The sequence below is a fragment of the Thermodesulfobacteriota bacterium genome (genome assembly GCA_040756475.1).
GTDB lineage: Bacteria > Desulfobacterota > Deferrisomatia > Deferrisomatales > JACRMM01 > JBFLZB01.
In genome coordinates this window covers 1-26,952 of sequence record JBFLZB010000048.1, presented here as the reverse complement: position 1 = coordinate 26,952, position 26,952 = coordinate 1, and the positions used below count along the sequence as shown (strand labels likewise).

The 26,952-nt window shown below is 68.4% G+C and carries 26 protein-coding genes, 1 tRNA gene and 2 pseudogenes; 12 read left to right on the top strand and 17 right to left on the bottom strand.

Annotated elements, in window-relative coordinates:
* From AB1578_09185 to AB1578_09150, 8 genes are all read left to right on the top strand, one after another.
* Positions 1–1,011, top strand: a 1,011-nt coding sequence (locus AB1578_09185; GenBank protein ID MEW6488074.1) for a right-handed parallel beta-helix repeat-containing protein, incomplete at its 5' end; no start/stop codon positions are given.
* Between the two features lie 44 nt (positions 1,012–1,055).
* The gene (locus AB1578_09180) at positions 1,056–2,306 is read left to right on the top strand and encodes a peptidoglycan recognition family protein (GenBank protein MEW6488073.1); all 1,251 of its coding nucleotides are present in this window, start codon (positions 1,056–1,058) and stop codon (positions 2,304–2,306) included.
* 87 nt (positions 2,307–2,393) lie between these two features.
* Positions 2,394–3,062, top strand: a complete 669-nt coding sequence (locus AB1578_09175) for an HAD family phosphatase (protein ID MEW6488072.1) — start codon at positions 2,394–2,396, stop codon at positions 3,060–3,062.
* A gap of 22 nt (positions 3,063–3,084) precedes the next feature.
* Positions 3,085–3,279, top strand: a complete 195-nt coding sequence (locus AB1578_09170; GenBank protein MEW6488071.1) for an SEC-C metal-binding domain-containing protein — start codon at positions 3,085–3,087, stop codon at positions 3,277–3,279.
* Between the two features lie 96 nt (positions 3,280–3,375).
* Complete coding sequence (locus AB1578_09165; GenBank protein ID MEW6488070.1) at positions 3,376–4,845, top strand: response regulator; 1,470 nt, start codon at positions 3,376–3,378, stop codon at positions 4,843–4,845.
* Complete coding sequence (locus AB1578_09160; protein MEW6488069.1) at positions 4,791–6,176, top strand: response regulator; 1,386 nt, start codon at positions 4,791–4,793, stop codon at positions 6,174–6,176. The genes AB1578_09165 and AB1578_09160 overlap by 55 nt, the downstream gene beginning before the upstream one ends.
* A 58-nt stretch (positions 6,177–6,234) precedes the next feature.
* On the top strand, positions 6,235–6,909 hold the full coding sequence (locus AB1578_09155) for a lytic transglycosylase domain-containing protein (protein ID MEW6488068.1): 675 nt from the start codon (positions 6,235–6,237) through the stop codon (positions 6,907–6,909).
* A tRNA-Gly gene (locus tag AB1578_09150) sits at positions 6,900–6,974 on the top strand. Before AB1578_09155 ends, AB1578_09150 begins: the two co-directional genes overlap by 10 nt.
* Positions 6,975–6,999: 25 nt before the next feature.
* Here the strand turns inward: AB1578_09150 and AB1578_09145 are convergent.
* From AB1578_09145 to AB1578_09095, 11 genes and pseudogenes are all read right to left on the bottom strand, one after another.
* Positions 7,000–8,298 carry a DUF3596 domain-containing protein gene (locus AB1578_09145; GenBank protein MEW6488067.1) on the bottom strand — a complete coding sequence of 433 codons (1,299 nt, stop codon included), beginning with the start codon at positions 8,296–8,298 and terminating at the stop codon, positions 7,000–7,002.
* A gap of 968 nt (positions 8,299–9,266) precedes the next feature.
* Positions 9,267–9,599, bottom strand: a pseudogene (locus AB1578_09140) (YnfA family protein).
* A 129-nt stretch (positions 9,600–9,728) separates the two neighbouring features.
* The gene (locus tag AB1578_09135; GenBank protein MEW6488066.1) at positions 9,729–11,114 is read right to left on the bottom strand and encodes a hypothetical protein; all 1,386 of its coding nucleotides are present in this window, start codon (positions 11,112–11,114) and stop codon (positions 9,729–9,731) included.
* Between the two features lie 660 nt (positions 11,115–11,774).
* A complete protein-coding gene (locus tag AB1578_09130; protein ID MEW6488065.1) occupies positions 11,775–12,029 on the bottom strand; it encodes an SHOCT domain-containing protein in 255 nt (84 codons plus the stop codon).
* A 51-nt stretch (positions 12,030–12,080) separates the two neighbouring features.
* The gene (locus AB1578_09125) at positions 12,081–12,716 is read right to left on the bottom strand and encodes a c-type cytochrome (GenBank protein ID MEW6488064.1); all 636 of its coding nucleotides are present in this window, start codon (positions 12,714–12,716) and stop codon (positions 12,081–12,083) included.
* 116 nt (positions 12,717–12,832) lie between these two features.
* Positions 12,833–13,291 (bottom strand): hypothetical protein, encoded by a 459-nt coding sequence (locus tag AB1578_09120; GenBank protein MEW6488063.1) that lies wholly within the window; start codon positions 13,289–13,291, stop codon positions 12,833–12,835.
* Positions 13,288–13,551, bottom strand: a complete 264-nt coding sequence (locus AB1578_09115) for a zinc ribbon domain-containing protein (GenBank protein ID MEW6488062.1) — start codon at positions 13,549–13,551, stop codon at positions 13,288–13,290. The genes AB1578_09120 and AB1578_09115 overlap by 4 nt, the downstream gene beginning before the upstream one ends.
* Before the next feature lie 486 nt (positions 13,552–14,037).
* Complete coding sequence (locus AB1578_09110; protein MEW6488061.1) at positions 14,038–15,399, bottom strand: sigma-54 dependent transcriptional regulator; 1,362 nt, start codon at positions 15,397–15,399, stop codon at positions 14,038–14,040.
* Entirely contained in the window at positions 15,396–17,222 is a 1,827-nt protein-coding gene (locus AB1578_09105; protein ID MEW6488060.1) for an ATP-binding protein, read from the bottom strand. The genes AB1578_09110 and AB1578_09105 overlap by 4 nt, the downstream gene beginning before the upstream one ends.
* Before the next feature lie 38 nt (positions 17,223–17,260).
* The gene (locus AB1578_09100) at positions 17,261–18,316 is read right to left on the bottom strand and encodes an SO_0444 family Cu/Zn efflux transporter (GenBank protein MEW6488059.1); all 1,056 of its coding nucleotides are present in this window, start codon (positions 18,314–18,316) and stop codon (positions 17,261–17,263) included.
* A gap of 5 nt (positions 18,317–18,321) precedes the next feature.
* Entirely contained in the window at positions 18,322–18,672 is a 351-nt protein-coding gene (locus AB1578_09095; GenBank protein ID MEW6488058.1) for a metalloregulator ArsR/SmtB family transcription factor, read from the bottom strand.
* A 244-nt stretch (positions 18,673–18,916) separates the two neighbouring features.
* On the opposite strand from AB1578_09095, the gene feoB reads away from it, so the two are divergent.
* From feoB to AB1578_09075, 4 genes and pseudogenes are all read left to right on the top strand, one after another.
* A complete protein-coding gene (gene feoB / locus AB1578_09090) occupies positions 18,917–20,905 on the top strand; it encodes a ferrous iron transport protein B (GenBank protein ID MEW6488057.1) in 1,989 nt (662 codons plus the stop codon).
* 169 nt (positions 20,906–21,074) lie between these two features.
* Positions 21,075–21,749: a metal-dependent transcriptional regulator gene (locus tag AB1578_09085; GenBank protein ID MEW6488056.1), complete on the top strand. Its 675-nt coding sequence runs from the start codon at positions 21,075–21,077 to the stop codon at positions 21,747–21,749.
* Between the two features lie 9 nt (positions 21,750–21,758).
* Positions 21,759–22,082 (top strand): DUF2325 domain-containing protein, encoded by a 324-nt coding sequence (locus AB1578_09080; GenBank protein MEW6488055.1) that lies wholly within the window; start codon positions 21,759–21,761, stop codon positions 22,080–22,082.
* A pseudogene (locus AB1578_09075) lies at positions 22,048–22,430 on the top strand (DUF302 domain-containing protein). The gene AB1578_09080 and the pseudogene AB1578_09075 overlap by 35 nt, the downstream one beginning before the upstream one ends.
* 13 nt (positions 22,431–22,443) lie before the next feature.
* On the opposite strand, the gene AB1578_09070 reads toward AB1578_09075, so the two are convergent.
* From AB1578_09070 to AB1578_09045, 6 genes are all read right to left on the bottom strand, one after another.
* Entirely contained in the window at positions 22,444–22,731 is a 288-nt protein-coding gene (locus tag AB1578_09070) for a hypothetical protein (GenBank protein MEW6488054.1), read from the bottom strand.
* Between the two features lie 172 nt (positions 22,732–22,903).
* Positions 22,904–23,578 carry an ABC transporter ATP-binding protein gene (locus AB1578_09065; GenBank protein MEW6488053.1) on the bottom strand — a complete coding sequence of 225 codons (675 nt, stop codon included), beginning with the start codon at positions 23,576–23,578 and terminating at the stop codon, positions 22,904–22,906.
* The gene (locus AB1578_09060; GenBank protein MEW6488052.1) at positions 23,571–24,728 is read right to left on the bottom strand and encodes an FtsX-like permease family protein; all 1,158 of its coding nucleotides are present in this window, start codon (positions 24,726–24,728) and stop codon (positions 23,571–23,573) included. Before AB1578_09060 ends, AB1578_09065 begins: the two co-directional genes overlap by 8 nt.
* A gap of 5 nt (positions 24,729–24,733) precedes the next feature.
* Complete coding sequence (locus tag AB1578_09055) at positions 24,734–25,126, bottom strand: hypothetical protein (protein ID MEW6488051.1); 393 nt, start codon at positions 25,124–25,126, stop codon at positions 24,734–24,736.
* 79 nt (positions 25,127–25,205) lie between these two features.
* Positions 25,206–26,072 carry an anti-sigma factor gene (locus tag AB1578_09050; protein MEW6488050.1) on the bottom strand — a complete coding sequence of 289 codons (867 nt, stop codon included), beginning with the start codon at positions 26,070–26,072 and terminating at the stop codon, positions 25,206–25,208.
* A gap of 68 nt (positions 26,073–26,140) precedes the next feature.
* A complete protein-coding gene (locus AB1578_09045; protein MEW6488049.1) occupies positions 26,141–26,833 on the bottom strand; it encodes a sigma-70 family RNA polymerase sigma factor in 693 nt (230 codons plus the stop codon).
* Positions 26,834–26,952 lie beyond the last annotated feature (119 nt).

The following is a 26,952-nucleotide window of genomic DNA, read 5'->3' as shown; positions in this document are numbered from 1 at the left end:
GAGGCGGACGAGGCCTGGTCGGGCGAGGTGATCCTGAACGCACGGGTGACGGTGCTGCCCGGCGCCGTGCTGACCCTGATGCCGGGCACGCGGGTCGCGTTTCGCAGGGTCGATCCCCACGGGTACGGGCTCGGGGTGGGAGAGCTCCTCATCCTGGGGGGCATCCGCAGCCTCGGGTTGCCCCACGCGCCGGTCGTCTTCGAGTCGGCGGAGCCGACACCGGCCCCGGGCGACTGGGACAAGGTGAGCCTCATTTCCGCCGAGTCCGCAGAAAACGAGTTCCGGTACACGGTGTTTCGCCACGGAACCCAGGCCCTCCACGCCCACTTCTCCAGCTTCTCCGCGTACCGGTGCCTCTTCGAGGCGAACCTGCGGGCAGGGCAGTTCCAGGAGAGCGAAGACGCCCGCCTGGAGGGGTGCGTGTTCGTGGGCAACAAGCAGGCCCTGCGGTTTCGGGATTCCATCGTCAGCGTTCGGGACAGCGTCTTCCTCGGCAACCTCTACGCGCTCCACGTCTTCCGGTGCGAGCTCACCTTTGCCGGCAATATCCTCGAGGGCAGCTCCCTGGGAGGCTTCCTGGCCCGGGAGAGCACCGTGCGCTTCCTGGGCAATCGCCTGGCTCGAAACCGCGACGGGGTGCGGATGCGGGAAGAGGGCACCCGTGCCGAGGTCCGGGGCAACCGCTTCGGGGCGAGCGCCGAGGGGCACCTGTCCCTGAGCCGGGTGGAGGGGGTAGTCGAGGGTAACGACTTCGAGGCGGCGGGCCTGGACCTGGTAAGCCTCGAAGACTCGGCAGTGCGGCTGGAGGGCAACCGGTTCGGCCCCTCGGGGCGAGACGCCGTGCACCTGAAGGGCTCGGCTTCCGTGGACGCCCGGGGCAATTACTGGGGTCCCGGGCCCATCGCCGCGCGCCTCCACGACCGCGCCGACGACCCTGCCCTGGGGGAAGTCTCCTGGGATCCCCCCCTGAATTCCGCGCCGATGCTGGAACTTCCGAGGGAAACGTGGTAAGTACGCCCCAATTGCACGCCTCCTCGGGGAAAGCGGGAGACGTCATGACGACAACGGCCTGCCGGGCAGTGGTGCTCGGATTGACCCTGGGCGCCTTCGGGCTTGCTGCTGCCCCCGTCCCTGCGGCAGAGAGCCCGGCTCGTCTCGACGAGATCCGGCAGCGGCTCAGGGCAGAGGCGGGGGTGGAACCTTCGGCGGCGCGCGACGCCGATCTGCCGCTGGTGGCCCTCACGGTGCTTCCCGGCGACACCCACGCACGCCTGGCCCTGGAGCTCACCGGGAGCCGGGACGCCGAGGCGGTGCTGCGCCGGGTCGAACCGAGCCTGACCCCGGGGGCGCAGATCCACGTTCCCCGCGCGCTGCTCCTGCCAGGGCTCGGGGACGCCCGCCTGGAGTCGGTCCCCTTGGGGGGACCGTATCCCACCCTGTGGCGCCTGACCCAGGAGGCCACCGACCACCGCCACACCGGCGTGCCCGCGGCGGTGCGAAACCTCCAGCGCCTCAACGCCCTCACCGATCCCACCAAGCTGCCCCGGGGCGCGCGGATTCTCGTGCCGAGAAGCCTCCTGGCCGCCCCGCCCGCGGCGCCCGTGCCCGCCCTGCGGCTGCGGTCCGAGTATCGGGTCGCCGACCTGACGGGTCTCGAGCGGCGCTTTTCCCCGTCCGACGTCCCGGATTCCCTGCGCCAGAAGCTTCGCCGGGAGGGGCGGTGGGCCCGGCAGTTGGAGCCCCGAGAGGTGGACCTGGTGGTGATCCACACCACCGAGCACCGGGGGGCGCCCTTCTCCAACGTGGGCCGTTACGTGCAGCGCAAGCGCCTGGCCAACTATCTGGTGAGCCCCGACGGCACCGTCTACGAGATCGTTCCCGAGGCCTACCGTTCCTTCGGGTGCGGTCAGAGCCTGTGGGAGGGGCGCTACGTGGTGGATCACGAGGCCATCAACGTGGAGCTCTATGCCGACACCGCTCCCGGGAACACGCGGACCGGCATCTCCGACGCCCAGTACGAGGGGCTGCGGGCCCTTCTGGCCCACATCCGCGCCCGGCGCCCGGGCATCCACGAGGGGCGCGTCGTGACCCACCGCATGGTGGCCGTGAGCTATGCCTACGGCACCCGCTCGCGCAAGGGCGACCCCTACGAGTTCGAGTGGGCCCGGGCGGGCCTGCCCGACAACAGCCAGGCCATCGACCAGGACGTGCTCCTGGGCCGGGCCGTCCTGTGCACCGACGAGCGGTACGCCGACCGGGTCACGCCGGGGCAGACCGCCGCCGCGCGGCTCCTGCACAATCTGTAAGGGACACGCCGTCTTCCCCGGAGCCATGCCGGAGGGCCGCGAAGCCACTGGTTGCGAAGAGCCGGGGGGTGCAGGTATTCTGCGCCCATGCGTGGGAACGGCTCGGTACGCCTACTGCTGCTCGACTGCGACGGCGTCCTCGTCCGCTCGGAGCGGGCCAATCTCGCGTACTACAACCACCTGTTCCGGGCCTTCGGGCTCCCCCAGGTGCCCCCGGACGCCCGGGAGGCCGTGGGGCGGCTCCACACCCTCTCCACACCCCAGGTGATCGATGCCTTCTTCCCGCCGGAGCTGCGGGAGCGGGCCCGGGAGCACGCCGCCGGCGTGGACTATGCCCAGTTCCTGGGGGAGCTCGCCCCCGAGCCGGGCTGGGACGAGGTGCTCGGGCGCTGGCGCGCCAGGGGACGCACCGCGGTGGCGACGAATCGGGGTTCGAGCGCCCGGGCGGTGCTTCGGGCGGTGGGCCTCCTGGATCTCGTGGACCTGGTGGTGACCAGCCGGGACGTGGCCCGGCCCAAGCCCTACCCGGATGTCCTCCTCAGAGCCCTCGAGCACTTCGGCGCCAGGCCCGAGGAGGCGCTGTACGTGGGGGACGCGGAGTTGGACCGGGAGGCCGCCCGGGCAGCCGGGGTCGGCTTCCTCGGTTTTCGCACGACCCGGGCGCCTGTCGCCGAGAGCCCGGCGGAGGTCGAGGGCCATCTGCTGCGCCTTGCCGGTGGCGCAGGCCCTGATACGCTGGCTGCGTTCGTCCCGTGAACCGCAAGAGAAAGGAGAACCCATGGCCGACCTGACCAAGAAGTTCCACGAACAGCAGGACGCCAACACCCTGAAGATGGGCTGCCAGGTCGCCGACGATCAGGTGGAGCTGTGTCCCTGCGGCTCGAAGAAGTCCTTCGCCAAGTGCCACGGCGCCCCCTGCGAGTGCAAGTCTGGCAAGCCCAAGTTCAAGTGCTGCCACACCAACGATTTCTGACGGGATTCTCGGGGTTCCCCCGGGTCACCCCGGGGGAACCGTCCCTTCGCACCCCAGGGAATCACACGTGAAGGCCACCGGGAGGGCGCCGCGCAGATGGGACGCAGACTCCTCGTGGTGGAGGATAGCCGGGTCGTCAGCGGGCTCGTGACCGATGCCCTCGTGCGGCACGGCTACGAATGCCTCCAGGCCTTCGACGGCCTCGAGGCGCTGCGCCGATTCGAGGCCGAGCCCCTGGATGCCCTCGTCCTGGATCTCAACATCCCCCAGATCCACGGCCTCGAGGTGCTGCGCCACGTCAAGCGCCGGCGCCCCGGCACCGTGGTCGTGGTCCTCACCGGGCACGGGTCGGAGCAAACCGCCCTCCAGGCGCTCACCCTGGGCGCCGACGACTACCTCACGAAACCCTTTCGCGAAGAAAGCCTCGTCGCGTCGCTTGAGAACCACCTGCGCCGAGCCGATCTGGAACAGCGCGTGGACGATGCGTGCGCCCAGGCCGGCCAGGAGGAGGAAGCCCGCCTCGCCCCGCTCTTCCTGGGCGCGCCCGTGGCCCTGGTACACGCGGACGGGGAGGGGGTGGTGCGGGCGCTGAACCGGGAGGCGTCGAGGGTTCTGGGGCGGCCGCCCGCCGCGCTGGTCGGGTCCCCCCTGGAAGAGCTCGCGGGGGAGGAGGTGCGGCGGCACTGGCTGGGCGTGCTGCGGCGGGAAGCGACGACGGCCCGCAGGTACGAAGGGGAAGTGCACCTGACGGGGCCGGGAGGCCCCTTCCCGGCCAGCGTGCTCGCGGCGGAAGGACCCGAAGAAGGCCACCTGATCCTCGCCCTGCGGGATCTCACGCGGCAGAAGGCCTTCGAGAAGCGCTACTTCGAGTCCAAGAAGCTTGCGAGCCTGGGGCGGGTCGTGGAAGGCGTCGCCCACGAGGTGCGAAACCCCCTCATCTCCATCGGCGGCTTCGCCAGAAAGCTTCGGGAGGGGGCGGGAGACGGCACCCGGCAGGGCCGCTACCTGGACGTGATCGTCTCGGAGGTGGAGCGCCTGGAACAGATGGTGCGCGACATCGAAGCCTTCGTGCACTTCTCCCGGCGAACCGGCGGCCAGTTCTCCCCCGTGGATTTGATTCGGGTCCTCGGCACCTGCGTGGAGGGTTGCACCCCTCAAGCCGCCGGCGCGGGCGTGCGGGTGCGGTGGGAGCCCCCGGCCGAAGGCATCCCCGTGTACGGGGATGCCGCGCTCCTGGGAGAGCTCTTCTCGGGGCTGCTCGAAAACGCCCTCGAGGCCATGCCCGGGGGCGGAGAGCTCGGGGTGGAGCTTCGCCCGGTGGATGCCTGGGTGCAGGTGCGGGTCGAAGACACGGGAGTGGGGATCCCGGAAGAAGACCTGGACGCCATCTTCGATCCGTTCTTTACATCCAAGACGTCGGGCGCCGGCCTGGGGCTGGCCAAGGCGCACCTCATCGTGGAAGAGCACTCGGGCACCATCGACTTCGAGAGCAGCGTGGGAAAGGGAACCACATGCACGGTGAGCTTGCCGGTGGACCGCCGCCGGGTGCCCCGGGGAAGCCGGTAACAGAGCCGCCGGAGGCGCGGCGCCGGCTCTACCTGGCGGGGCCGGCTCCGCGCACGGCTCCACTGGCGGCGGCCCTGGGCAGCCGGGCAGCGGAGGTGCGTGAGTTCGAGAACCTGGAGGCCTTTGTCGAGACCCTCCTGGCGGCCCCACCCTGGGGGGTGGTGGTCTGGGACTGCCTCCCGGTCGAGGGCCTCGACACGGCGTTCGAAGTGCTGCGGCACCACTTCCGGTCGCGAGACTGCGCGGTGTGCCTGGTGCGGTGCGGCGGCTCCTCCTTCGTGCCTCCCTCGGGCGCGGCCCACACGGTGCTCGACGAACCCGTCGACCCGCACAGGGTGTACCGGGCACTGGACGAGTGTTCCGGGGCCGGGGTGGAGCCGGGCAGCACCATTCCCCGCATCCTCGTGGTGGACGACGACCCGAGCATCGTTCTGCTGGGCAGCCACGTGGTGAGCAGCATTGGCATGATCCCGCTGGTCGCCTTCGACGGCCCCGAGGCCGTGGAAAAGGCGTCCAGCCTTCGGCCCGACCTCGTCCTGCTCGACATCAACATGCCCAGGATGGACGGCTTCGACGTGATTCGGGCCCTCAAGGCCGACCCCGTCACGAGCCTCGTCCCCATCATCGTCTTCTCGGCTCGCAAGCGCGACGAAGACAAGGTGCTCGCCCTCCAGCTGGGGGCCGACGACTACGTGACCAAGCCGTTTAGCATCACCGAGCTGGGCGCGCGCATCGACCGCCTCCTCCAGCGCACCCGCACGGGCGTCAGCGCCTCGAGCACCACGGGCCTTCCCGGCAGCCTCAGCGTCGAGCAGGTGCTGGTGGAGCGGATTCGGCGCCGCGCCCCCCTGGCCGTGCTCTACCTGGACGTGGATCACTTCAAGACCTTCAACGACCGGTATGGCTTCACCCGCGGAGACAGCGTCATCCGCCAGACCGCCGACATCATCCTCGAAGCCGTCCAGGAGGTGGGCAACCCCGACGACTTCCTGGGCCACATCGGGGGCGACGACTTCGTGGTCGTGAGCACCCCCGAGCGGGCCGTGCCCGTGGCCAAGGCCGTCGTCGCGCGCTTCGACCGGGTGATCCCCTTCTACTACGACCCCGAGGACCGGCGACGCGGCTGCATCGAGTCCGAGGACCGCCGGGGGCACCGCACCACCTTCCCCCTCATGAGCCTCTCCATCGCCATCGTCACCAACGAGACGCGCGACTTCAGCCACCCCGGCGAGGTGGCCGACGTGGCGGCCCAGCTCAAGAAGTACGCCAAGAGCCGGCCGGGGAGCCTGTGGGTCAAGGACCAGCGGGGCAACGACGAGGGCAGGGCGTAGCCAATCGCAAGGTGGGCGAAACGGACCCGCCGTTTCCCTGTCGGTGGAAGAAGACCGGATGCACCGTTTGACCTCTCCGGGTTCCAGGGCTCGCAAGGGGGCCCGCGCGTGCTGTGCCGCGGCGCTGGCGGCCTGCCTCCTGGCGTCCAGCCCCTGCGCCGCCGACGTCTATTCCGGCCGCAGCGTCGAGGGCACCCCCTCCTTCACCGACGCCCCGACCCAGCCCGGCTACAGCGTGCTCTTCCGGGAAGCGCCCCCCGTCCTCCCCTGGCGCGACGTCGCCGAGCGGGAAGCCGAGCGCCACGGCCTGGACCCCAGGCTCGTGCGCGCCGTGATCTACGTCGAGTCCGGCGAAGACCCCCGCGCCGTCTCTCCCAAGGGCGCCCAAGGCCTCATGCAGCTCATGCCCGGCACCGCCGAAGAGCTCGGGGTGGGCAACCCCTTTCGCCCGCGGGAGAACATCCAGGGCGGCGTGAGCTACCTGGCCGCCATGCTCCAACGCTTCGGCGGAAACGTCGAGCTCGCGCTCGCCGCCTACAACGCCGGCCCCGGCGCCGTGCAACGACACGGCGGCATCCCCCCCTACCCCGAGACCCAGCGCTACGTGAAGAAGGTCCTCGACGTCTACCGCCGTCAGGGCGGCGAAGCCCGAAGCGAGGCGGGGAGCGACGCGGGGGTTGACACGCCCGCACCGGATCGGCATAATCCCGACCCCACACCCGGGCGGGAATAACTCAGTGGTAGAGTGCGACCTTGCCAAGGTCGAAGTCGCGGGTTCGAATCCCGTTTCCCGCTCCACAAATTCTTTAGTCCCTGCGGGGACTTACAATTCGCTAGCCCCCAATTTCGGCCGGATGTCACCCCAAATGTCACCCGAGCCGAGCTGGGGGCTCCCGTTTTTCGGGCCTTCCAGGTACTCCTCGATGGCCTCCACGTCGTCCTCGAGCCCCTCCACGTACCGCCCGTAGACCTCGTAGATCATCTGCCGGCTGCCGTGCCCCATGAGGCGGACCACTTTGTCGGGGTGGACCCCCCGCATGAGGTTCCACGCGGCGAAGGTGTGCCGGGTGGCGTAGGGCTTCCGATAGGGAAGACCCGAGGCCTGGAATGCCTTGGACCAGGGACCGTTGCGAAACCGCACGTTGGCCGCGTTCGTCTCGCTCCAGGGCCGGCCGTCCTCCCAGGTGATGAGGTGGTCTCCGTGTCGGCGCTCCGCGAGCTCGCCGAGCTGGCGCCGGAGCGCGGGCGTGATCGCGATCTCCCGCTTCCGGTAGACGGTCTTGCTCCCCTGTACCGGCAGCCGGTCACCCCGGATGTCACCCACCGTGAGCCGTCCGAGCTCCGAGGAGATCATCCCGGTCATCACCATCACCTCGCAGATGGGCCGGTAGTGGGGGGCCATGTGCCCCATCAGCGTCTGCCACTCGTGGACCCGGAAGGTCTGGGGGTCGCTTTTCCTGCGCTGCGGGATGAGCTGCCCCCGGCGGTTTCGGCGCTTCAAGTGCTCGAAGGGGTTCCGGAGGTCCCAGCCGTGCTCCTCCACCGCATCCTCCCAGATGATCCGCAGGGGGATGAGGATGTTCCGGATCCGGCTCGGGGACAGATGATCGAGCCCCCGCACGAAGTCCACCACCTGGACCCCGGTGAGGTCGCCGAAGCTCAGGCTCCCGAACTGGGGAAGGAGGTGCCGGTTGATGATCGACCGGTAGTCCCGGCGCTTCGTTACGCTCCGCTCGGTGTCCAGGTGAGCCGTGACCCATGTGCCGACGTAGTCGGCGATGATGACGTCCGTAGGACCGGCCTGGCACTCCTCGTTCGCATGCCCTTCCAGCCGAGCGAACTTCGCCTTCTCCTGCTCCGACGCCCCGGGAAACGCCTCCTCGAAGCGAAAGGTCCCCGCCTGGATGGCCTTGCCGATCTCGGCCAGGAACGCGTGGGCCTTCCCGTGGTTCTTTCGGTTGTCCTCGAGCCCGGTAGCGCGTTGCACGACCTCTCCGAAGTACGTGAAGCGGATCGAGAGCCTCCCGCAGCGAGCGATCACGTAGCCGAATCGTCGGGGCTTCGGCTCCTTCCTCTTCTTCTCCTGTTCTGGAAATGGAATCACCTTTGCCGGTTGCTGCATGTCAGTCTCCCATGGTGCACCTCCTCTCCATGACTGTGGCCTGGAGGGAGGGTACACGGGGGAAGGGGGGTGCTCAAGGGGGAGCCCGGTAGCCCAGGTCCAGGGCCGGCTCCTTAGAGCCGGACTTCTGTGTCTTCCCGGGACGTGACGGAGCAAGCTTCGATTCCGAGGGCGTTTCCGCCTCCGGGACGGCGGCCGCGAGGATTGCGTCTCGGGCCTGGGGCCAGAGGTAGCGGACGCTCTTGTCCGAGGGCCTTGCCTTTGGTGCGGCGCGGGTGGAAGGCAGCCAGGTGTAATCACGGTGTGCCTGGAGCAGACCGAGCCGACGCCAGGCCTTGACCGTGCTGACGCTGACGTCCATGCGCTCCGCAAACCGCATTTGGGTCAACAGGCACTCGGTTTGTGTCACCCGATCACCTTCTCCCTGCGTCCGCCTGTATGGGTGGCGGGCGGGGTCCTCCTTTTCGACCTCTGGCGGAAAAACGCCCCTTCACTTAGGTATTCGCGCGGCTTGGAACATGAAGTCTGAACTGAGGGACGTGGGACGGAGCGATGTCCCCGATCGGAGCTGGCACTTGCAGAAACGGGCCGGTTCTGGGAGGTGATGTTGTCCCGGCGCAGGCGAAGAGGGGCCGCGATTCGGGTGTGTTCGCGAGAACGGGCGTGTCGGCCGGGAGGGCCGTCGCTTCTTGTTGGAGGAGAGCCCGGGATGTGGTTGCCCGGAGATCCTGACAGAAGGGAGGCGAGGACGATGAAGCGCTGCGACTGTGGCTGCTGGCAGGGGAAGGAGAAGGAGAGCCAGCGCGCGCGAGGCGCGCCCCAAGGGGCGCCCGCAGGAGGCTTCGGCGGTGGGCGAGGAAGCCCCACGCACGGAGAAGAAGGAAGGATGACCCGGAGCCGTCTCCTTCGCGTGCTGTGCGGTGCTCGCAGGAACGAGGTCGGAGTGGTGGAGGGCGCTGTCTCTGTGCTCACCCCCGCAGCCCGTAAAGGATGACCCCCACTCCGACCAAGCAGATCAGCGACCCGAGGATGTCGAATCGGTCGGGGCGCAGGCCGTCGATCCCCCAACCCCACAGGACCGAGAGCACCACGAACACCCCTCCGTAGGCGGCGTAGACCCGGCCGAAGTGGGGGAAGTGCTGGAGGGTGGGGATGATCCCGTAGAGGATCAGGACGAAACCGCCCACGAGGCCGAGCCAGGCCGAGCGGCTGCTCCGCAGCCAGAGCTAGACCAGGTAACCGCCGCCGATCTCGGCGAGGCCGGCGAGGACGAAGAGGATCGAGGCGCGCAGGAGAGGCACGAAGGGAGCTCCTCGGGGGAAGGAATGGTAAGACGGCAAGGTACCAGGAAATAGGAACCTGTGACCCACAAGAACAGCGGCGGGCCCGAATCCGGACCCGCCGTCGTACTCTAGCGGGGAAGGGTGCCCCTACTGCATCATCCCGCCGCCCATCATCGGCCCGCCGCCGTGCATCGGTGGTTGCATCGGCCAGTCGATGGGTCCGTGCATGTGCGGACCGTCGGCCATGTGGCCGAAGCCGTCCGTGTACCTATGGCCGGTGAGATCGTTGATCCCGTCACCGTCTGCGTCCACGAAGGCGTCGTTGACGCCATCATGGTTGGCGTCCACCCAGCCAAAGCCCTGATGGTAGGGCATCCCGGTTGCATCGTCGATGCCATCACCGTCCACGTCCGTGTGGGTGCCGAGATATCCGTAACAGTAAGGCATCCCACTTCGGGTACCCATCAACTCGCCCGGGTCTACCACGCCGTCGCCATCGGCATCCACAAAGAGGTCATTGACCCCGTCGCCATCGAGATCCATCCACCCGAAGCCGTGGCCGTAGGGCATGCCGGTGAGGTCATTGACCCCATCGCCGTCGGCGTCGACGAAGAAGTCGTTCACCCCGTCGCCGTCGAGATCGGCCCACCCGGGCATGGCCACATAGGGCAGACCGGTGACGTCGTTGAGCCCGTCGCCGTCGGCGTCCTGAAAGCGGTCGTTGATCCCGTCGCCGTTCGCGTCCACGAACCCAAAGCCGTGCCGAAACGGCATCCCGGTCACGTCGCAGATGCCGTCGCCGTCCGCGTCCCGGTGCCAGTCGTTGACCCCGTCCTGGTCCTCATCCCACCAACCGAAGCCGTGGCCGTAGGGCATCCCCGTCACGTCGTTCGAGCCGTCGCCGTCGGCGTCCTGGAAGCGGTCGTTGACGCCGTCCCCGTCCGCGTCCACAAACCCCATGTCCATGAGGTAGGGATAGCCGGCGTAGGGGCGACCCGCGTCACAGAACCCGTCGCCATCCGCGTCGGCAAAGAGATCGTTGACCCCGTCGCCGTTCTCGTCCACGAAGCCAAAGTGGTAGCCGTCGAAGCCGCTGTGCCGAGGGCCTTGGCCACCGCCCACCGTCACCGTGCCGAGGTTCAGTCCCATGCCGTCATGCATCCGGAACGGCACCTCGACGGTCTCGCCGGTGCCCAGGTGCACGAAGAGGGAGTGGTCTCCGTCCGAAACCCCCGTCAACTCGAAGTGCCCGTCGGCACCCACGGTGTGGATAGCGGCCGAGTCGTCCAGGGTGATCGAGGTGCCGGTTGGTACCGTGGCTCCAGCCGAGCGGCCAGCGGCACGCGGTGCGGCCGCAGTGTCCAGGGTGCCGACCACGGTTCGAGCGGCGGGCGGCTGGAGCGTGGTGCCGCCGACATTTGCCGCCGGGTTGTCGCTGCCACCGCCTCCACCGCCACAGGCGGAGACGAGGAACAGGGTCCCAGCGGCCAAACCAACCGCCAGCAGGGTGCGGTACTTGTTTCTGAAGTGCATGGGTTCTCCTTCCAAGTGTTGGGTCACCCTTCGACAGGCGAAGGCCTGCCAAAGGGGTATTTACAGGTATCGTGCACTAGCTTTGTGTTCCGGGGGGGAAGACCCGAGGGGAGTGGCTCAACAGCGAAAGGACTCGTTCAGGAGGTACACATGGACAGCCGGGAACCGCTCGGGCTCACCGGCATCTCCTGGGCGGGGACAGCGATCGCCGACGGTTGTCGGGAGATCGCTGTACGCAGTTACGACCGGCGGCGGACCCTCGAAGGGCGTGCCCTTCAGCAATGCCTGGTCAGCGTGCGCACAGGGGTCCTCATCCCCAACACCACAAGGCCCCGAGCAGGGCAGCACCCCAGTGTTCGCGGCACCGCCGGTGGTCGCTAAGCTCCAATCGGGAGTACCCGCGGTGGCGGGGAGCCCGTGGAACCACAAACCCGAGAGGATCGTGATCACTGCCCAGAACCGCGGGTCGAAGAGAGAAGGCATACGCTGCGAAATTCCGAGCGAACAAGGCGCCACAAGTACTCCTAACAGTCCAGATACACCGACCACTCGAGTCGGGTCACAACCCGGGCCCGAGAAGTCAGCCACCAAATTTAGAATCAATATAGGTTACAGCAGATCCGGCGCCAGGTCCACGGGGTCCAACCCCACGTACGACCGTCACGCCCCGACCTCCCGTTTCATCCGTTCGAAGTCGTCCCGCCCGATCTCGCCCGCGGCATACCTCCGCTTCAGCGTGTCGAGGGGGGTCTCGCGCGATGTCGCTGTGGGGTTGCGCCCCACAAGCCGCCTCCCGAGCCAGATCGCGCCGGCGATCAGAAGGGCCCAGAAGAGGAGGTTCAAGACCGAGCCCCACGGGGCTCCGATCATCGCGAAGGGACCACAGCTCCAACCGTAGTGCATCATCTGTCCCATGGGTCGTCTCCTGCTGCTTTCGCCCGAGGTGGGCCTAAACGGCCCACCTCGTTAGGGCTTCGCGTTCTCTTTCAGGTAGGTCTCAACGCTACGGCGGTCCCCCTCGGAAAGGTCCCCGTAGCCCATGTTCTTCATGTTCTTCGCCATGCGTTCCACGACGGCCGGCCATTCCGCCGCGCGGTGTTGGTCGGGGGCCGGGGGGGCGTGGCACTGCCCGCACACCGCGCCGAAGCGTTCGGCGGCCTCGGTGCCCGCACCAAGGAGCTCGGCCGGGGCGGGCTGGAAGGCGTTTCGCTGCAGGTAGTCGATCAGCTCCGCCCGTTCGGTGGCTGTCAGGGTCATGCCTCCGCCCATCATGCGGCCCCGCCCTTGCATCAGGTTCATGCGCCGGTCCATTCGATCCACGATCGGGCGCCAGTCCGGGGCCGCGTGCTGTCTCGGCGTCACCAGGCCGTGGCACATCGAGCACTTGGTCTTCAGGAGTTCCGCGCCCAGGGAGTTGGGCTCGGGCAGGGCGGCCTCGTCCACAGGCGTCGAGGTCACGTCCATCATGCGACACATCCCGCCCATGCCTCCCCAGCCACCGCCTCCCCGGCCCATCCACTGGGCGGTCGCCGCGCCGGCCAGGAGGGCTACCCCGACCGCCACGCCGATCATCAGGATGCGATTTCGTCGTTTCGTGTTCATGGTCATCCCTCCACGGATTCGAGCCCCGCTCGATCGCGCCAAGCGTTCGTGTTTCCAGGGGACAGGAGAAGCCCGGGAGCCGGACTTCGCCGGGCCTCCCGGGCCTGCTCACCCGTCTACCAGCAACAACCGCCGCGACGACTCCAGTTGCTCGCCGTGGCACCGCCACGGGACATCCGATCGTGACCCTCGTGCCACTGGCAGTTCCAACCGGCGCGCCCCCAGGCTCCGGTGGAGCCCGCTGCGGCCATCTCGTCCCAGGCCCGATCGCGCACGCCGTAGTACTCCCGCTCCAACTCGTCGAGCTTCTGCCGCAGGTCGTCGGCCTTGGCCGAGTCCCGATCCGCCAAAGCCTGGTCCAGGTCCCGAGAGGTGATCCGGAGCTTGGCCTCCAGCGTGGTCAGGTCGGCGGCGTACTTCTGGCGGATCTCTTCGAGCTTTGCCTGGTCCGCGGGGGTCGCGGCCGCCTGCCGCGGGGCCGTGCAGTCCCAACAGGCCAGAGCCTGCCCGGAGAGACCCGTGAGCATCAGCGTTCCAACCACGGTGCTGCCAAGGGCGATCTTCTTCCAGTTCATGTCGCTTCTCCTTCTTGAGGTTGAGGGTCGGCCGCCGTCCGGCGGCTCACGTCTTCCCTGCAGTAGGGGCAGAAGCTCCAGCTTGTCTCTACCACCCGGCTGCAGGCGGGGCAGTGGGTCTTGAGGGCGTGGCCGCAGTGGGGGCAGCGAAAATAGGCGTCCTCAACGGTCCCCCCGCAGCGCCCGCAAACCGCTGGGGCCCCGCTCCGTGCCCCTTCCCGCCGGGGCGCCCGGAACACCACCCAGGCCACGAGCGCCATGAGCCCGAGGAAGACCAGCAGGCCCCAGCCTCCATGCCACCACCCACTCCAACTGCCCGGGCCACACCACATGGTCCTTGCTCTACGGGGTGTAGGGGTGGCCGCACCCGGGCCCGTGCCGATGCGCGTCCGCCGTTGCGTACGAGCCGTGCCCGTAGCCCGATCCACAGTAACCGTGGCCATAATGGCCGCAGCCGCCGAGGGCAAAGGCAGCCGTCGCCAGTAGCAGCGGTCCCGCTATCGCCGTGAGGAACCGTCTCATCGTCTGCTCCTTTCGTGGGGTGTGTGTCCATCGCTTGTCCTCGGATAGGAGCAACCCGCGTGCCAAGCTCCGGAAACCGGCGAAGCTGACCGATAAGGCATGGATACGACACAGAAATTTAATGGAAAGCGAAGATGGGTGCGGCGCTCGACACTGTCATCGTCTTGGACGGTACCGGGAGAAAGGCGGCAGGAGCTGTGAAGAACTTGGACGGCTGCTAGGTGTCAGCCGGCCCCGTACTCCTTGAGGCGGGTGATCAGCGTCTGGCGGGAGATGCCGAGGACCTCGGCGGCACGGGTGCGGTTGCCCTCGGTCTCGGCGAGGGTGCGCAGGATGACTTCCCGCTCGGCTTCCTTGAGGGAGAGACCCGCCGGCAGGGTCGTGGTCGTCGGCGTGGAGACCTCCGCGCCGCGGATCGCCGCCGGCAGTTCCTGAGGGGTGATCCGGTCCCCCGGGCAAAGGATGACGGCTCGTTCCACGGTGTTTTCGAGCTCGCGGATGTTTCCGGGCCAGTCGTGGCGGGTGAGGAACTCCAGGGCTTGGGGGTGGAAGCCGCGGACCTCCTTGCGGTTCTTCTCCGCGTAGCGGCGCAGGAAGTGTTCGGCCAGGAGCGGTAGGTCGTCGCGGCGCTCCCGCAGGGGCGGCAGGTGCACCGGCACGACGCTCAGGCGGTAGAAGAGATCCTGGCGGAAGGTCCCCTCTTCGACCATCTCCTCCAGATTCCGGTGGGTGGCGGCTACGAGACGAACGTCTGCCGTGAGGGTCCTGGTCCCACCCAGCCTTTCGAACTCCCGCTCCTGCAGGACGCGCAGAATCTTGGCCTGGGTGGGCAGGCTCAGGTCCCCGATCTCGTCCAGGAAGAGCGTGCCGCGGTGGGCCAGCTCGAAGCGGCCCTTGCGCTGCTCGGTGGCGCCGGTGAAGGCGCCCCGCTCGTGGCCGAAGAGCTCGCTCTCCAGGAGGTTCTCGTGCAGGGCGGCGCAGTTCACTTTGACGAAGGGGCCGCCCTTGCGAGGGCTGCTCTCGTGGATCGCGTTGGCGATGAGCTCCTTGCCGGTACCGGACTCGCCGGTGACGAGCACCGTGGCTTCCGAGGGTGCCACCAGGGCCAGGGTCTCGAAGAGCTCCCGCATGGGCCGGCTCTGGCCGATGATCTTGGAGACGTCGAAGCGCTCCCCGATCCGCTCCCGGAGAAGGGCGTTCTCCGCCCGCAGGCGCTCGAACGCGAGGGCCTTCTCCACGGTGAGCTTGAGCTCCTCCATGTCCACGGGCTTGGTGACGTAGTCGAAGGCCCCCTTCTTCATGGCCTCCACCGCGGTCTCCACCGAGGCGTAGGCGGTCATGAGGACCACCGGGAGGTCGAAGCGCAGCTGCTTGATGGCCTCCAGGGCCTCGATCCCACCCATGCGCGCCATCTTGAGGTCGAGTAGCACGAGGCCCACGTCCGCGTCCTGCACCCGCTCCACGGCGGTGTCTCCGTCATCGGCCTCCAGGGTGGGGTAGCCGGCCTCGGCGAGCACCGCCCGCAGCATGGTGCGGTGACCCCGGTCGTCGTCCACGATAAGGATCGCCGGCTTCCCGGCGCTCATGGCGTCGCCTCGGGGGACCGCGGCAGGGCGAGGGTCACCCGGGTGCCCCGGCCGAGGATGCTCTCCACCTCGATCCGCCCGCCGTGCTGCTCCACCACCTGGTGGACCACGGCGAGGCCGAGCCCCGTGCCCGTTTTCCGCGTGGTGTAGAAGGGGTCGAACATCCGCTCCTTCTCTTCGGCCGTCAGGCCCCTGCCCGTGTCGTCGACGAAGACGCCGACGGAGTCCGGCTCGAGGCGGACGCCCAGGACCACCTCGCCGCCCTTCTCTGTCGCGGCGAAGGCGTTGTGGAGGAGGTTCAGGAGGGCCTGGGTCAGGAGGTCCGGATCGGCCCGGAGCCGGACGTCCCCCTCCGGAACCTGGGACCGGTAGGAGAGCCCGGCCGCGGCGGCCTCGTCCGCCACCAGCTTCTCGATCTTCACCGCCAAAGAGGTCAGGGAGACCTCTTGGAACTCGGGCTCCCGGGGGCGCGCGAACTGCAGGAGCGCGGCGATGATCCGGTTGAGCCGGTCGATCTCGGAGACCATGAGCGCCGCGTACTCCGACGCCGTGGCGTCGTCCGCGTTCTTGCCGCCGAAGTACTGGGCAAACCCCCTCAGGGTGCCCAAGGGGTTGCGGATCTCGTGGGCGATCCCGGCGGCCATGCGCCCCAGGGAGGCCAGGCGCCGCGACCGCTCGAGCTGCTCCTCCACGGCGCGAAGCTCCCGCACGTCGCGGATCAGGAGCACCGTGCCCACCCGCGCTCCGTCGCCGTCCGTGAGGTGGGCCGCGCTGACTTTGACCGGGAGGGGGTCGCAGCCGGGGCGAAGGCACTCCATGGGGTGATCCCGGAACTCCTGGCCGGCCTGGAGGAGCGGTTCGATCGCACAGTCCTCGGCACCGACCAGCTCGTGCAGGTTCTCTCCGGTCGTTTCCCGTTCCCCCAAGTCGAGAAGCTCTCGGGCTCGGGCATTGACTGAGACCACCCGTCCCTCTGGGTCGAGGGTCACCAGGGCATCCGGGAGGCTCTCGATCACATCGCGGGTGTAGAGGCGCAAGCTCTCGAGCGTGGAACGGGCCACGCGGTTTCGCTGGGAGAGGAGGAGCAGGTAGAAACCCGCGCCACCCGCGAGGAGCAGTGTCCCGCCGAGAAGGAGGCTGTTGCGCACGTCCTGGCGGCGGGCGGCGTCGAACTCCTCCGTGTAGAGGCCGACGGCGATGGTCTGCCGGCAGGCTTCTCCGGGAGCATCACCGGCGGAGCGCCCCCCCGTGCCCATCATCGGTCTCATCATGGACCCCATGGAGCACCACTGTTGCCAGCGGCGCGCCATGGCTTCTCGGGGGCGGTCGTCCCCGCGGGGGGCCTCGATGGGGCGGAGCTCCCGAGCGACCTCGAGGACTCGGCCACCTCCCGGCCCGGTGACAATCCGGGTCGCCGCAGCACCGGCCGCGAGGACCTCCCGCGCCGGGCGCGGCTCGATCCGCCCCGCGTCTGGTCCGGACTCGGCCAGGAGCCGCTCGAACTCGTCGGCGACCCGCACGTAGGCAACCCGATCGGCCCGGGCGATCTCCCGGACGAGGGTCTCGAGCGCGCTCGACTCCGACGCCGTGGACAGCATGGCCGCCCGCACCCCGGCCTCGAAAGAACGGATCACTGTCAGGCCTTCCTCCTGGAGGAACCGCTCCATCAGCTCCTCCTCGCGGTCTAGGTTGCCCCAGGTGACCAGGGTCAGGAGAACGGCGAGCAGAGCTACGGCGGTCAGGACCGCCACTGCCGGCAGGCGTGAGCCGTCGGGGGCGGCTCGGGGCGGTACGGAGCGACCGAGGGGCTGGAGGCGCTGCATCGGGAGGTCCTGCGGCTGACCTAGCCGCACTCGGAGCTTCACGTGGCTCCGGGGCAGGTCTGGGGGCCACGCCGACGCCCGGGCAGGTGCGGCCACAGGGCGAGCGCGACGAGCAGGAGGGCCGAGGCGGCGCCGAGCAGAGACGGGAACACCTCGGCGCCGGCACCGGCCGCCGCGCGCGCGGACACGCCGAGAGCCGGATAGATCGCGTCGAGTAAGGCGCCCATGGCCAACGCTGAGACGGAGATGGAGAGCAGGTAGCGGGCGGTCGCCCCTACGCCCAGGGTGCCCGCAAGCGCGGTCAGGGACGCGAGGTTGGTGGCCGGCCCGGCCAAGAGGAAGACCAGAGCGGCGCCGGGACTCAGACCCTTGAGGAGCAGGGCCGCGGCAACGGGAGTGGACGCCGTGGCGCACATGTAGAGCGGGATTCCCACGGCGAGCATGACGACCCTGGGAAGCCAGCCTTCCCCCAGGTGAGTCGCGACGAAGTCGGCCGGCACCAGCACCGAGATCAGGCCGGCGAGGACGAACCCCGCCGCTAGCCAGGGCGCCAGGTCGCCGAGCAGGTCCCGAAACGCGAAGCGAAACCCTTGCCGAACCCGGGTCCGGAGCGGCAAGTGCGAGACCAGCGACTCATCGACGCACCCGCACGAAAGGCGCTCGACCGGCGCGGGCTCGCTGGCTCGGCCGAACAGGTTCTCCGCGAGACCCGCGACCACGGCGGTGACGAAGGCCGAAAGCGGTCGAAAGAGCGTCATGAGGGGATCCATGAGCGCGTAGGTCAAGGCGATGGAATCCACCCCGGTCTCCGGGGTCGAGACGAGAAACGAGACCGTAGCCCCCTTGCTCGCCCCCTTCTTGCGGAGCCCGATGGCCGCAGGGAGCACCCCACAGGAACACAGGGGGAGCGGAATCCCGAAGAGAGCCGCCTTGAGCACCGGCAGGAAGCGGCCGCGACCGAGATGCCTCGCCACGAGGTCGGTGGGAACCAGGCCGTGGATCAGACCTGCGGCAAGAAACCCGAACAAGAGGTAAGGTGCGGCGTCCGCGAGCACCTCCCAGCTTTCCAGGAGCACCCTGCCGGCGAAGTCCACCCAGCTCATCGGCCGTCCTCCCACACGTGGCGCAGCCCCTCGGCAAAGAGCTCACGGACGTGGTCGTCGTCCAGGCTGTAGTAGACGAGCTTGCCGTCGCGTCGCGGCCTCACCAGCCGGTGGTGGCGCAGCAGGCGTAGCTGGTGGGAAACCGCGCTCGGGGTGACGTCGAAGATCTCGGCCAGGTCGCAGACGCACAGCTCCCGGGCCGACAGGGCCAGGAGGATGCGCACCCGGGTGGGGTCCCCCAGCACCTTGAAGGTCTCGGCCAGGGCTTCCACCGGGGCGCTCTCGACCGCCTCGCGGGCCAGCGCCACGGCCTCAGGGTGGACAACAGACTCGCTGCACATCTCCATATCAGATCCTCTCGTCTGAGCAATGGCTCACACGATACGGAAAGCCCGGCGGCCCGTCAAGTGAGTCGCTCCGCCTTTCTCGGGGGTGCAGATCTCCACTGACTCGGTTCCTGAGCCCAGTTTTTGTTCTTGACAGCCACTCTCAAGAACAGCTAAACACATGACTACATGCTCAGGCGTTCAGGTCATTCGCCTCGGCCCTGCGCCCGTCCGCAGAGCCCCACCCAGCCCCAAGGAGTTCTCCATGAGTCCGAGTTGCCACTGCGGCTCCGCAGCGACACCCCTCCGCGAGCCCGGCGTCCGCAAGGTCGTCCTGGTGGGCAGCCCCAACGTGGGCAAGAGCGCGCTGTTCAACCGCCTCACGGGGTCCTACGTGGTGGTATCGAATTACCCGGGCACCACGGTGGAGGTCTCCCGCGGCAAGTGCCGGCTGGGGGCCGACGAGATCGCCGTGGAGGACACTCCGGGGATGTACTCGCTGCTCCCGATCACCGAGGAGGAGCGGGTTGCCCGGGACATCCTGCTCGACGGGCAAGCGGATGCGGTCCTCCACGTGGTGGACGCGAAGAACCTGAAGCGGATGCTCCCCCTCACCTTGCAGCTCGCCGAGGCCGGGCTTCCGGTGATCCTGGTCCTGAACATGATCGACGAGGCCGAGCGGCTCGGGATCCGGATCGACGAGGCCATCCTGGAGGCGAAGCTTGGCGTCCCGGTGGTCGCCACCTCGGCCCTGACCGGAAGGGGGCTCGACCGGCTCCGGGAGCGGATCGCCGCCTACCACCGCGTGGACCGGCTGGCCGAGGTCTACTATGGGGAGGCCTGCGAGGGAGCCCTCCAGGTGCTGGAGCCCGCGGTCCCCGAAGGAAGCGTCTCCCGCCGAGCCCTGGCCCTGCTGCTCCTCCAGGGCGACGAGCGCCTGGGCGAGCGGCTGGGCCCGCAGGGAGGCGACGTCGAGAAGGTCCGCCAGGCGGCCCTGCGGGACCTCGAGCGCGCCGGCGAGAAGCCCCCGAGCTACGCGATCCCCCTGCGCCTCCACGAGGAGGCGGCCCTCCTCTGCGCGGACGCGTTTCGCGCCCCCGAGTCGCGCCGGCGCACCTGGGCCGAGCGGTTGAGCGGCTGGACCATGAACCCGATCACCGGGGTCCCCATCCTGGCCCTGGTCCTCTACTACGGGCTCTACAAATTCGTGGGCGGGTTCGGCGCCGGCACGGTCGTCGACTTCCTGGAGGGGCACGTGTTCGAGGTGTACCTGAACCCCTGGGTGAACGGGCTCCTCGCCGCCTACGTCCCCTGGGAGCCGGTGCGGGAGTTGATCGGCATGGAGTACGGGGTGGTGACCCTGGGCATCCGCTACGCCATCGCCATCATCCTGCCCATCGTGGGGACCTTCTTCATCGCCTTCTCGGTGATCGAGGACTCCGGGTACCTGCCGCGGCTCGCCATGCTCGTGGATCGGGTCTTCAAGAGGATCGGGCTCAACGGCCGGGCCGTCATCCCCATGACCCTGGGCTTCGGGTGCGACACCATGGCCACCATGGTCACCCGGACCCTGGAGACGACCCGGGAGCGGGTGATCGCCACCGTGCTCCTGGCGCTGGCCATCCCGTGCAGCGCTCAGCTCGGGGTCATCCTGGGGATGATGGCGGCCGAGCCCGCAGCCATGGGCGTGTGGGCCGGGTTCGTGGCCCTGGTCTTCCTGTTCGTCGGCTTCCTCACCGCCCGCCTCCTGCCGGGAGAGCCGCCAGTCTTCTACATGGAGGTCCCGCCCCTGCGGTTGCCCCGGCCGGGGGCGGTGTTCCTGAAGACCTACACCCGCATGCAATGGTACTTCCTGGAGATCCTGCCGCTCTTCCTGCTGGCCAGCGTGCTCATCTGGCTCGGCAAGATCACCCGGGTCTTCGACGCGACCGTGGCCGGGCTCTCCCACGTGATGGGCTGGATCGGCCTGCCGGGGGACGCCGCTGTGGCGTTCCTGTTCGGGTTCTTCCGGCGCGACTATGGGGCCGCGGGGCTCTACGACCTCCAGCAGGCGGGGGCGCTCACGGGGAACCAGCTCGCCGTTGCGGCGATCACCCTGACCCTGTTCGTCCCCTGCATCGCCCAGTTCCTGATGATGAAGAAGGAGCGGGGCCTGAAGCAGGCCGTCGCCATCGGCGGGTTCGTCTTCGCCTTCGCGTTCCTCATGGGCGGATTGGTCAACGGCCTGTTGAACGTGTTGGGGGTGCAACTGTGACTTGTTCGTTTTGCGGCCGCGCGTTCGACGAGACGCGCGCCGAGAAGGAGTGCCGGGGCTGCTCGCTGGTGGGCGGCTGCCGCAACGTAAAGTGCCCCCACTGTGGGTACGAGATGCCCCGGGAGCCGGGGCTCTTCAAGAAACTCAGGACGTTGTGGGAGAAGCGACGATGAATCTCGACGAGCGCGCCGAGGAGGCGTTGGAAGCCCTGTGGGAGTCGCTGGAGGAGAGCGCCCGACCGGTACCCGCTGACGGGATCGCGGAACTGGAACGGGCTGGACTGGTGGAGGCCGCTGGGACGACGCTGCGGTTCACGGACGCCGGCCGCCGGGCGGCCCGTCAGGCGATCCGACGCCACCGCCTGGCGGAACGGCTCTTCCACGACGTGGTGGAGACCACGCGGGAGGACATGGAGGCCGCGGCCTGCCAGATGGAGCACGCCCTGCGCAGGGGCGTGGAAGAAAAGGTATGCGAGCTCCTGGGCCACCCCGCCACCTGCCCCCACGGCAAGCCGATCCCGCCGGGTTCGTGTTGCGCGGCCGTCCGCGCCGAAGGCGAGCGCCACGTGTGTCCCGTCTCCCACCTGCGTGCGGGCGAGGAGGGCGTGGTCGCGTACCTCAAGACCCACGACGCCAAGCAGGTCCAGAAGCTCATGGCCATGGGGGTGCTGCCCGGGAGCGCCATCCGGATCGACCGGACCTTTCCCTCCTTCGTCTTCACCGTGGGCTACAGCCAGTTCGCGGTGGACGCCGGCATGGCCGACCTGATCCAGGTCCGGCGACGCGACCCGGGTCCCTCTCGCGGCCCCATAGGGAAGGGTGCGCCGGCCGAGATCTCGCCGTAGGCTGCGCCCATGTGCGTAGCACTGATCGGCGGAATGGAGCGGTCGCGGGGACGCTACGTCGACGAGGCCCGGAAGCTCGGCGTCGACCTCAAGGTCTACAACACTGCCCCGAACCGGATGGTCGAACGGCTGGCCCACGTCGATGGGATCGTGGTTCTGACCAACCGGGTCTCCCACGAGGCCAAGCGGATGGCCGTCACCGCCGCGAAGACCAGGAGGATCCCCGTGTTGCACTGCCACGCGTGTGGGGTATGTTCGGTGCGGGAGTGCTTGTCTAGCCTGAAGGGAGGAGCACGTCATGCTGCACGTCGTCGAAACGACCAAAGACGTTGAGACCGCCGCTCAGGACGTGGCGGAGGCGGTCCAGCGTCACGGCTTTGGGGTCCTGCATACCTATGACTTGAAGGCCAAGATGAAGGAGAAGGGGGTGGAGTTCCCCAACGAGTGCCGGATCCTGGAGGTATGCAACCCCCGCAAGGCGGCCCAGGTGCTCTCCGCAACATGGCGGTGAGCCTGGCGCTACCGTGCCGCATCTCCGTGTACCAGGAGGAGGGGAAGACCCGGATCGGGACCATGCTCCCCACAGCCCTGCTGGGCGTCTTCCCCGGATCGGAGGAACTCTCCCCCGTGGCGGCCGAGGTGGAAGAGGCGATCCTGGCGATGATCGAAGAGGCCCGGTGACGGGGGCGCGAGTCTACTCACCCATGTTGCGCAGCCGCTGGGCTCCGAGGGCGAGACCAGTGGCCGTCGAGACGACCTCCCCGGTCGCCACGACCGCCTCCATCGGCCTGGGCATGTCACCGTCGTGCGTCACCGGCATGACCACAGCGGCGCAAGTGATCGTGCCGCAGGCCTGGTACTCCCGATAGTCGATCATCAGGAATGCCGAACGGGAGGGAAAGACGCGGGAGACGACGCCCCTTACCTGGAGACTGCCCTCGTAGCCCGAGGAGTCGGCGGCAAAGCTGCGCACATCCAGCACCCCGGGTTCGGGCGGGGCACCTGGCTGACAGCCGACCAGCATCCACGCACCGAGGGCGAGCGTTACGATCGGAAGGACTGCCCCCGAGGGATGAGGCTTGCCGTGTTTCAGGGCTTTCGTTGGATGCCTGCTTGGGCTCGGTATCCCCAGTGGTCACCGGCGCGGCCGCAGCTCAGTGGGGCACGTGTCGGCCGTCGCGGATGTGGACGACGTGCTCCGCCAGGGCGGCCACGGTGTCGGAGTGAGTGACGATGACGATCGTCTTTCCCCGCTCGTGCACCTTCCGGACGTGCTCCAAGAGTTCTTCCTCGGAGCGACTGTCGAGGTTGCCGGTGGGCTCGTCCATGAGCAGCAGGTCCGGATCGTTGGCCAGGGCCCGGGCGATGGCCACCCGCTGGCGCTGGCCGCCCGAGAGCTGGTTCGGCTTGGCGTGGGCCTTCTCCTCCAGGCCCAGAAGGCGCAGTAGCTCCATGGCCCGGTCCCCCTGCTCCTTGCGGGGAACCCCGGCGAGCATCATCGCCGTCTGGACGTTTTCCAGTGAAGTGAGCACCGGCAGCAGGTTGAAGAACTGGAACACGAACCCGAGCCGCCGGCTGCGGACCTCGGCCACCCGGTTCGGGTCCATGGCGGTGAGATCCTCGCCGTCGAGGTACACCTTCCCGGCCGTGGCCCGGTCGAGGCCCCCGAGCAGGTGCAGCAGCGTGCTCTTGCCGTGCCCCGAGGGACCCATGATGCAGGTGAGGCTTCCCCGCGGGATCTCCAGGCTGACGTCCTCCAGGGCCACCGTGCGGTAGCCGCCGTCGTAGATCTTGGAGAGCCCTTCCGTACGGATGATGGGGTCACTCATAGCTGATCGCCTCCACGGGGCTCAGTTTGGCCGCCCGCCGGGCGGGGTAGATGCCGGACAGGGACGCGACCAGGATCGCGAAGACCAGTGCCTTGACGGTGATGCCCGGGTCGAAGACGCTCACGCTCTGCTCGCTTCCGAGGAAGGCCGTGAACTCGTTCTGGCCGATGTAGGGGGCCGCGAAGTGGGAGAAGACGAAGCCCGCGACCACGCCTACGATCCCGCCCAGGAGGCCGTAGAGGGCGGACTCGCCCAGGAACACGGAGAAGATCGTGCGCTTCTTCGCGCCCAGGGCGTCGAGGATGCCGATCTCGCGCCGGCGCTCGTAGATCGCCGTCATCATGGTGTTGGTGATGCCGAAGCACGCGGCGAGCACCGCCACCGCCGCGATGAGCTGGAGCGCGTTGCCCACGGTCCCCACGATCGCCAGCACCGAGCGCAGCAGCTGCTTGTCGGAGACCACGGCCACGTTGGCGACGTTTTGGATCTCCAGGATGTACTTGTCCACCTGGGCGATGTCGTCCACCTTGACCGAGATGAACGAGACCTTGTCGCCGGTGCCGTAGAGCTTCTGGGCCACGGGCAGATCCATGTAGATGGCCAGGTCGTCCCGGTTGCCGACCTCCTCCAGGATGCCGCTGATCGCGAACTCGCTGCCGCGAATTCCCAGGGAGTCCCCGACGCCCAGCTCGAACTGCTTCGCGATCCCAAACCCCACCACGACGTGGGCCTCGTCGAGGCGGTACTGCCCCTGTCCCAGCGTCCAGTTCTTGAAGGCGTGCATCCGCTCCGGAAGGATCCCCACCAGGGGCACGGGCTGGTTCTTCAGCACCGTCCGCTGGGTGAGATACGGAACCGTCCGGATTCCCTCGATGCGGTCGATCGTCTCCACGTCCGCGTTGGGGATCGCCTCGGGCAGGGTCTCCCCGGTCAGGACCGAGATCTGCTCGTAGGCGCACCACCCGCGCGGCGTGATCACCAGGTGCGCCCCGAGGACGTCGGCCTGTTTGCGGATCTCGGCTTCCAGGCCGGTCCCCAGCGAGAGCAGGGTGACGACCGAGGCGATGCCCACAGCGATCGCCGAAAGGGTGAAGACGAAGCGGCTCTTCCGGCGGGTGATGTTGCGGAGGATGAGCTTCCAGTAACTCATCGTTCCTACCTCCCGGTGACGCGGACTTTGGTGGCTCTAAGGACATACCCACCCTTGCCAACATCGTTCTTCTCGATCACACCGGTGACTTCCACCACGTCCCCCTTCTTGGGCGGATCCTTCTCGAAAAGAACGGAAATCCACTTCCGTCCACAATCCACCGTGCGACAACTGCGATACTCTCGGTAGTCGACAATATCGAACAGCTTCTGCTCTGTTTCCACGATCGTCACGCCCCCGCGCACGGTGATCTCGCTGGTGTACCCGGACGGGTCCGCAAGAACGTCGTTGACGTCCAGCCCTTCGGCCTTGGGAAACCCGAACCCGGCCGAAGCCGCACTGCCGAGGAGGGTGAGGCCAATGGTCAATCCGACGGCGATGGTCCTTCGGTGATGCATTCGGGATTACCTCCGGTTCATGGGGTCATTGGGGTGGCGAGATGAAAAGCGCCGTTCGTGCGCGTTGGTTCTCGGTTTCTCAAGGCAGACTTCCTTCCCCCGTCTTCCCAGGGAAGATCTGGCGAAACGTCACTTCCAGCAGAAGCGGGACCGTGGACCCCACGACCGCTCCGAGAAGCAGGGCGGCCAATCCCCCCACGGCGAGGGATTCCGATCCGAACAGGGCCACGGCAGGCCCCAGCAAGGCGAAATAGAGTCCCCCTTCCGCAAGAATCGCCTTGCGGTGCGACCGGGCTTCCCGCACGGGAGCGGCCAGGATCGCCGCCACCAGGGGAGGCGCGGCGAACAGCAGTCCCAGACCGAAAGCCGCCAGCGGCGATCCCCCAGCCGCGTCGGTCAGCCCCCCCAGCAGCGGAACTCGGAACCGTTCAGCGCCCTCGAAGGCGCACAGCCTCACCAGGAGCAAACCTGCGGCACCGGCGGCGAGCCCCCGCACGGTGAGTCGGCGCAACGGCGTCCCCGCCTGGCTGCCCACGGCGACGGCGAAGGCGAGGGCGTAGACGCCGCTCCAGAGAACGCCGCAACAGGCGACCGCCAGGGAGGATCGGCACTGCGTTTCGGGCCCCAACACGAAGACGGCGGTGACCAACGCCGCGACGAGGGCCGGGAGCAGGAACTTCAAGACCGTTGCCCGCAGCACGCGTTCCCCCTCTTCTCCGGCCCGGGCCGCCGCGACCGCGCTCAGCACCGACGAGCGAAGCTCGGGACGCGGCACGGGCACCTCCACCTCGTCCAAGGCGAGCCACGCGACACGCAGGGGTTCCCACTCGCGGGCACACGCGCTGCATGCAGCCATGTGCCGTTCGAACTCCCGCTCCTCGTCCGCAGAAAGTTCGTCCCGCAGGGACACGTCCATCCGGTCCCTGGCCCATGTGCAAAGGTCCATGTCCTCGGCCTCCATGGTTGCAATACCGGTGAGGTCGAGTTCCGTAACCGGTTTTTTTGACTTTGGCGCTAGGCCGTGCGGCGGATGCCGCGAAACCCATCGGGCAGCCGGTCGGCGAGTCGGCGAAGGGCACGGTGCACGCGCATCTTGGCCGCGTCGCTCGAACACCCCAGGACTTCGCCGATCTCCGGGTAGGAGAGGCTCTCGTACTTGAAGAGGATCAGAACCTCGGCGTCCTGGGGGGAGAGCCGCGACAGCGCCGACTGGACAGCGGCGATCTGTTCGCGGGCCCCGGCAAGGTCTTCCGGGGAGGGGGACGGGTCGGGGTGATCGTCGTGGATCTCGGGGTGAGCGCGGCGAGCCTCGCGCTCCCGCCAGTTGAGGGCGGCGCGTCGCCCGATGGCAAACACCCAGGGGCGGAAGCTCCGGTCTTCGTCGAAAGCCGCCCGGGCGGAGTGGACCTTGAGGAAGGTCTGCTGCAGAACATCCTCGGCGCTCGCGCGGTCACGGCAGAAGACCTGCAGGAACCGCAGCAGACCCGGGGCGTAGCGATCGTAGAGTGCCCCGAAGGCCTCCGGGTCGCCTGTGTCGCGGTAGCGCGCAAACAGCGCCTCGTCGGAGTCCGAGGGCGTCGGAATCAGGCCGCGCCCGCTTCGTACCTCCCGCCCTCCCCCACTGCCCGGGCCAGGGCCGCGGGAATCACCAAAGGCGTGCTTGGGCTGCGCCTCGGTCGTCTGGGCGTTACGCCACCGTGGTCTCATACTTAGTTGCGTTCGGATGTATACATGGTAAGCTGTCACCGTGGCGTTTCTCGTGCCTGGAGGACAGCATGCCCGCTCGCGCCGGTTTCCCCGAGGGCTCCACGGAAACCTTAGCCATC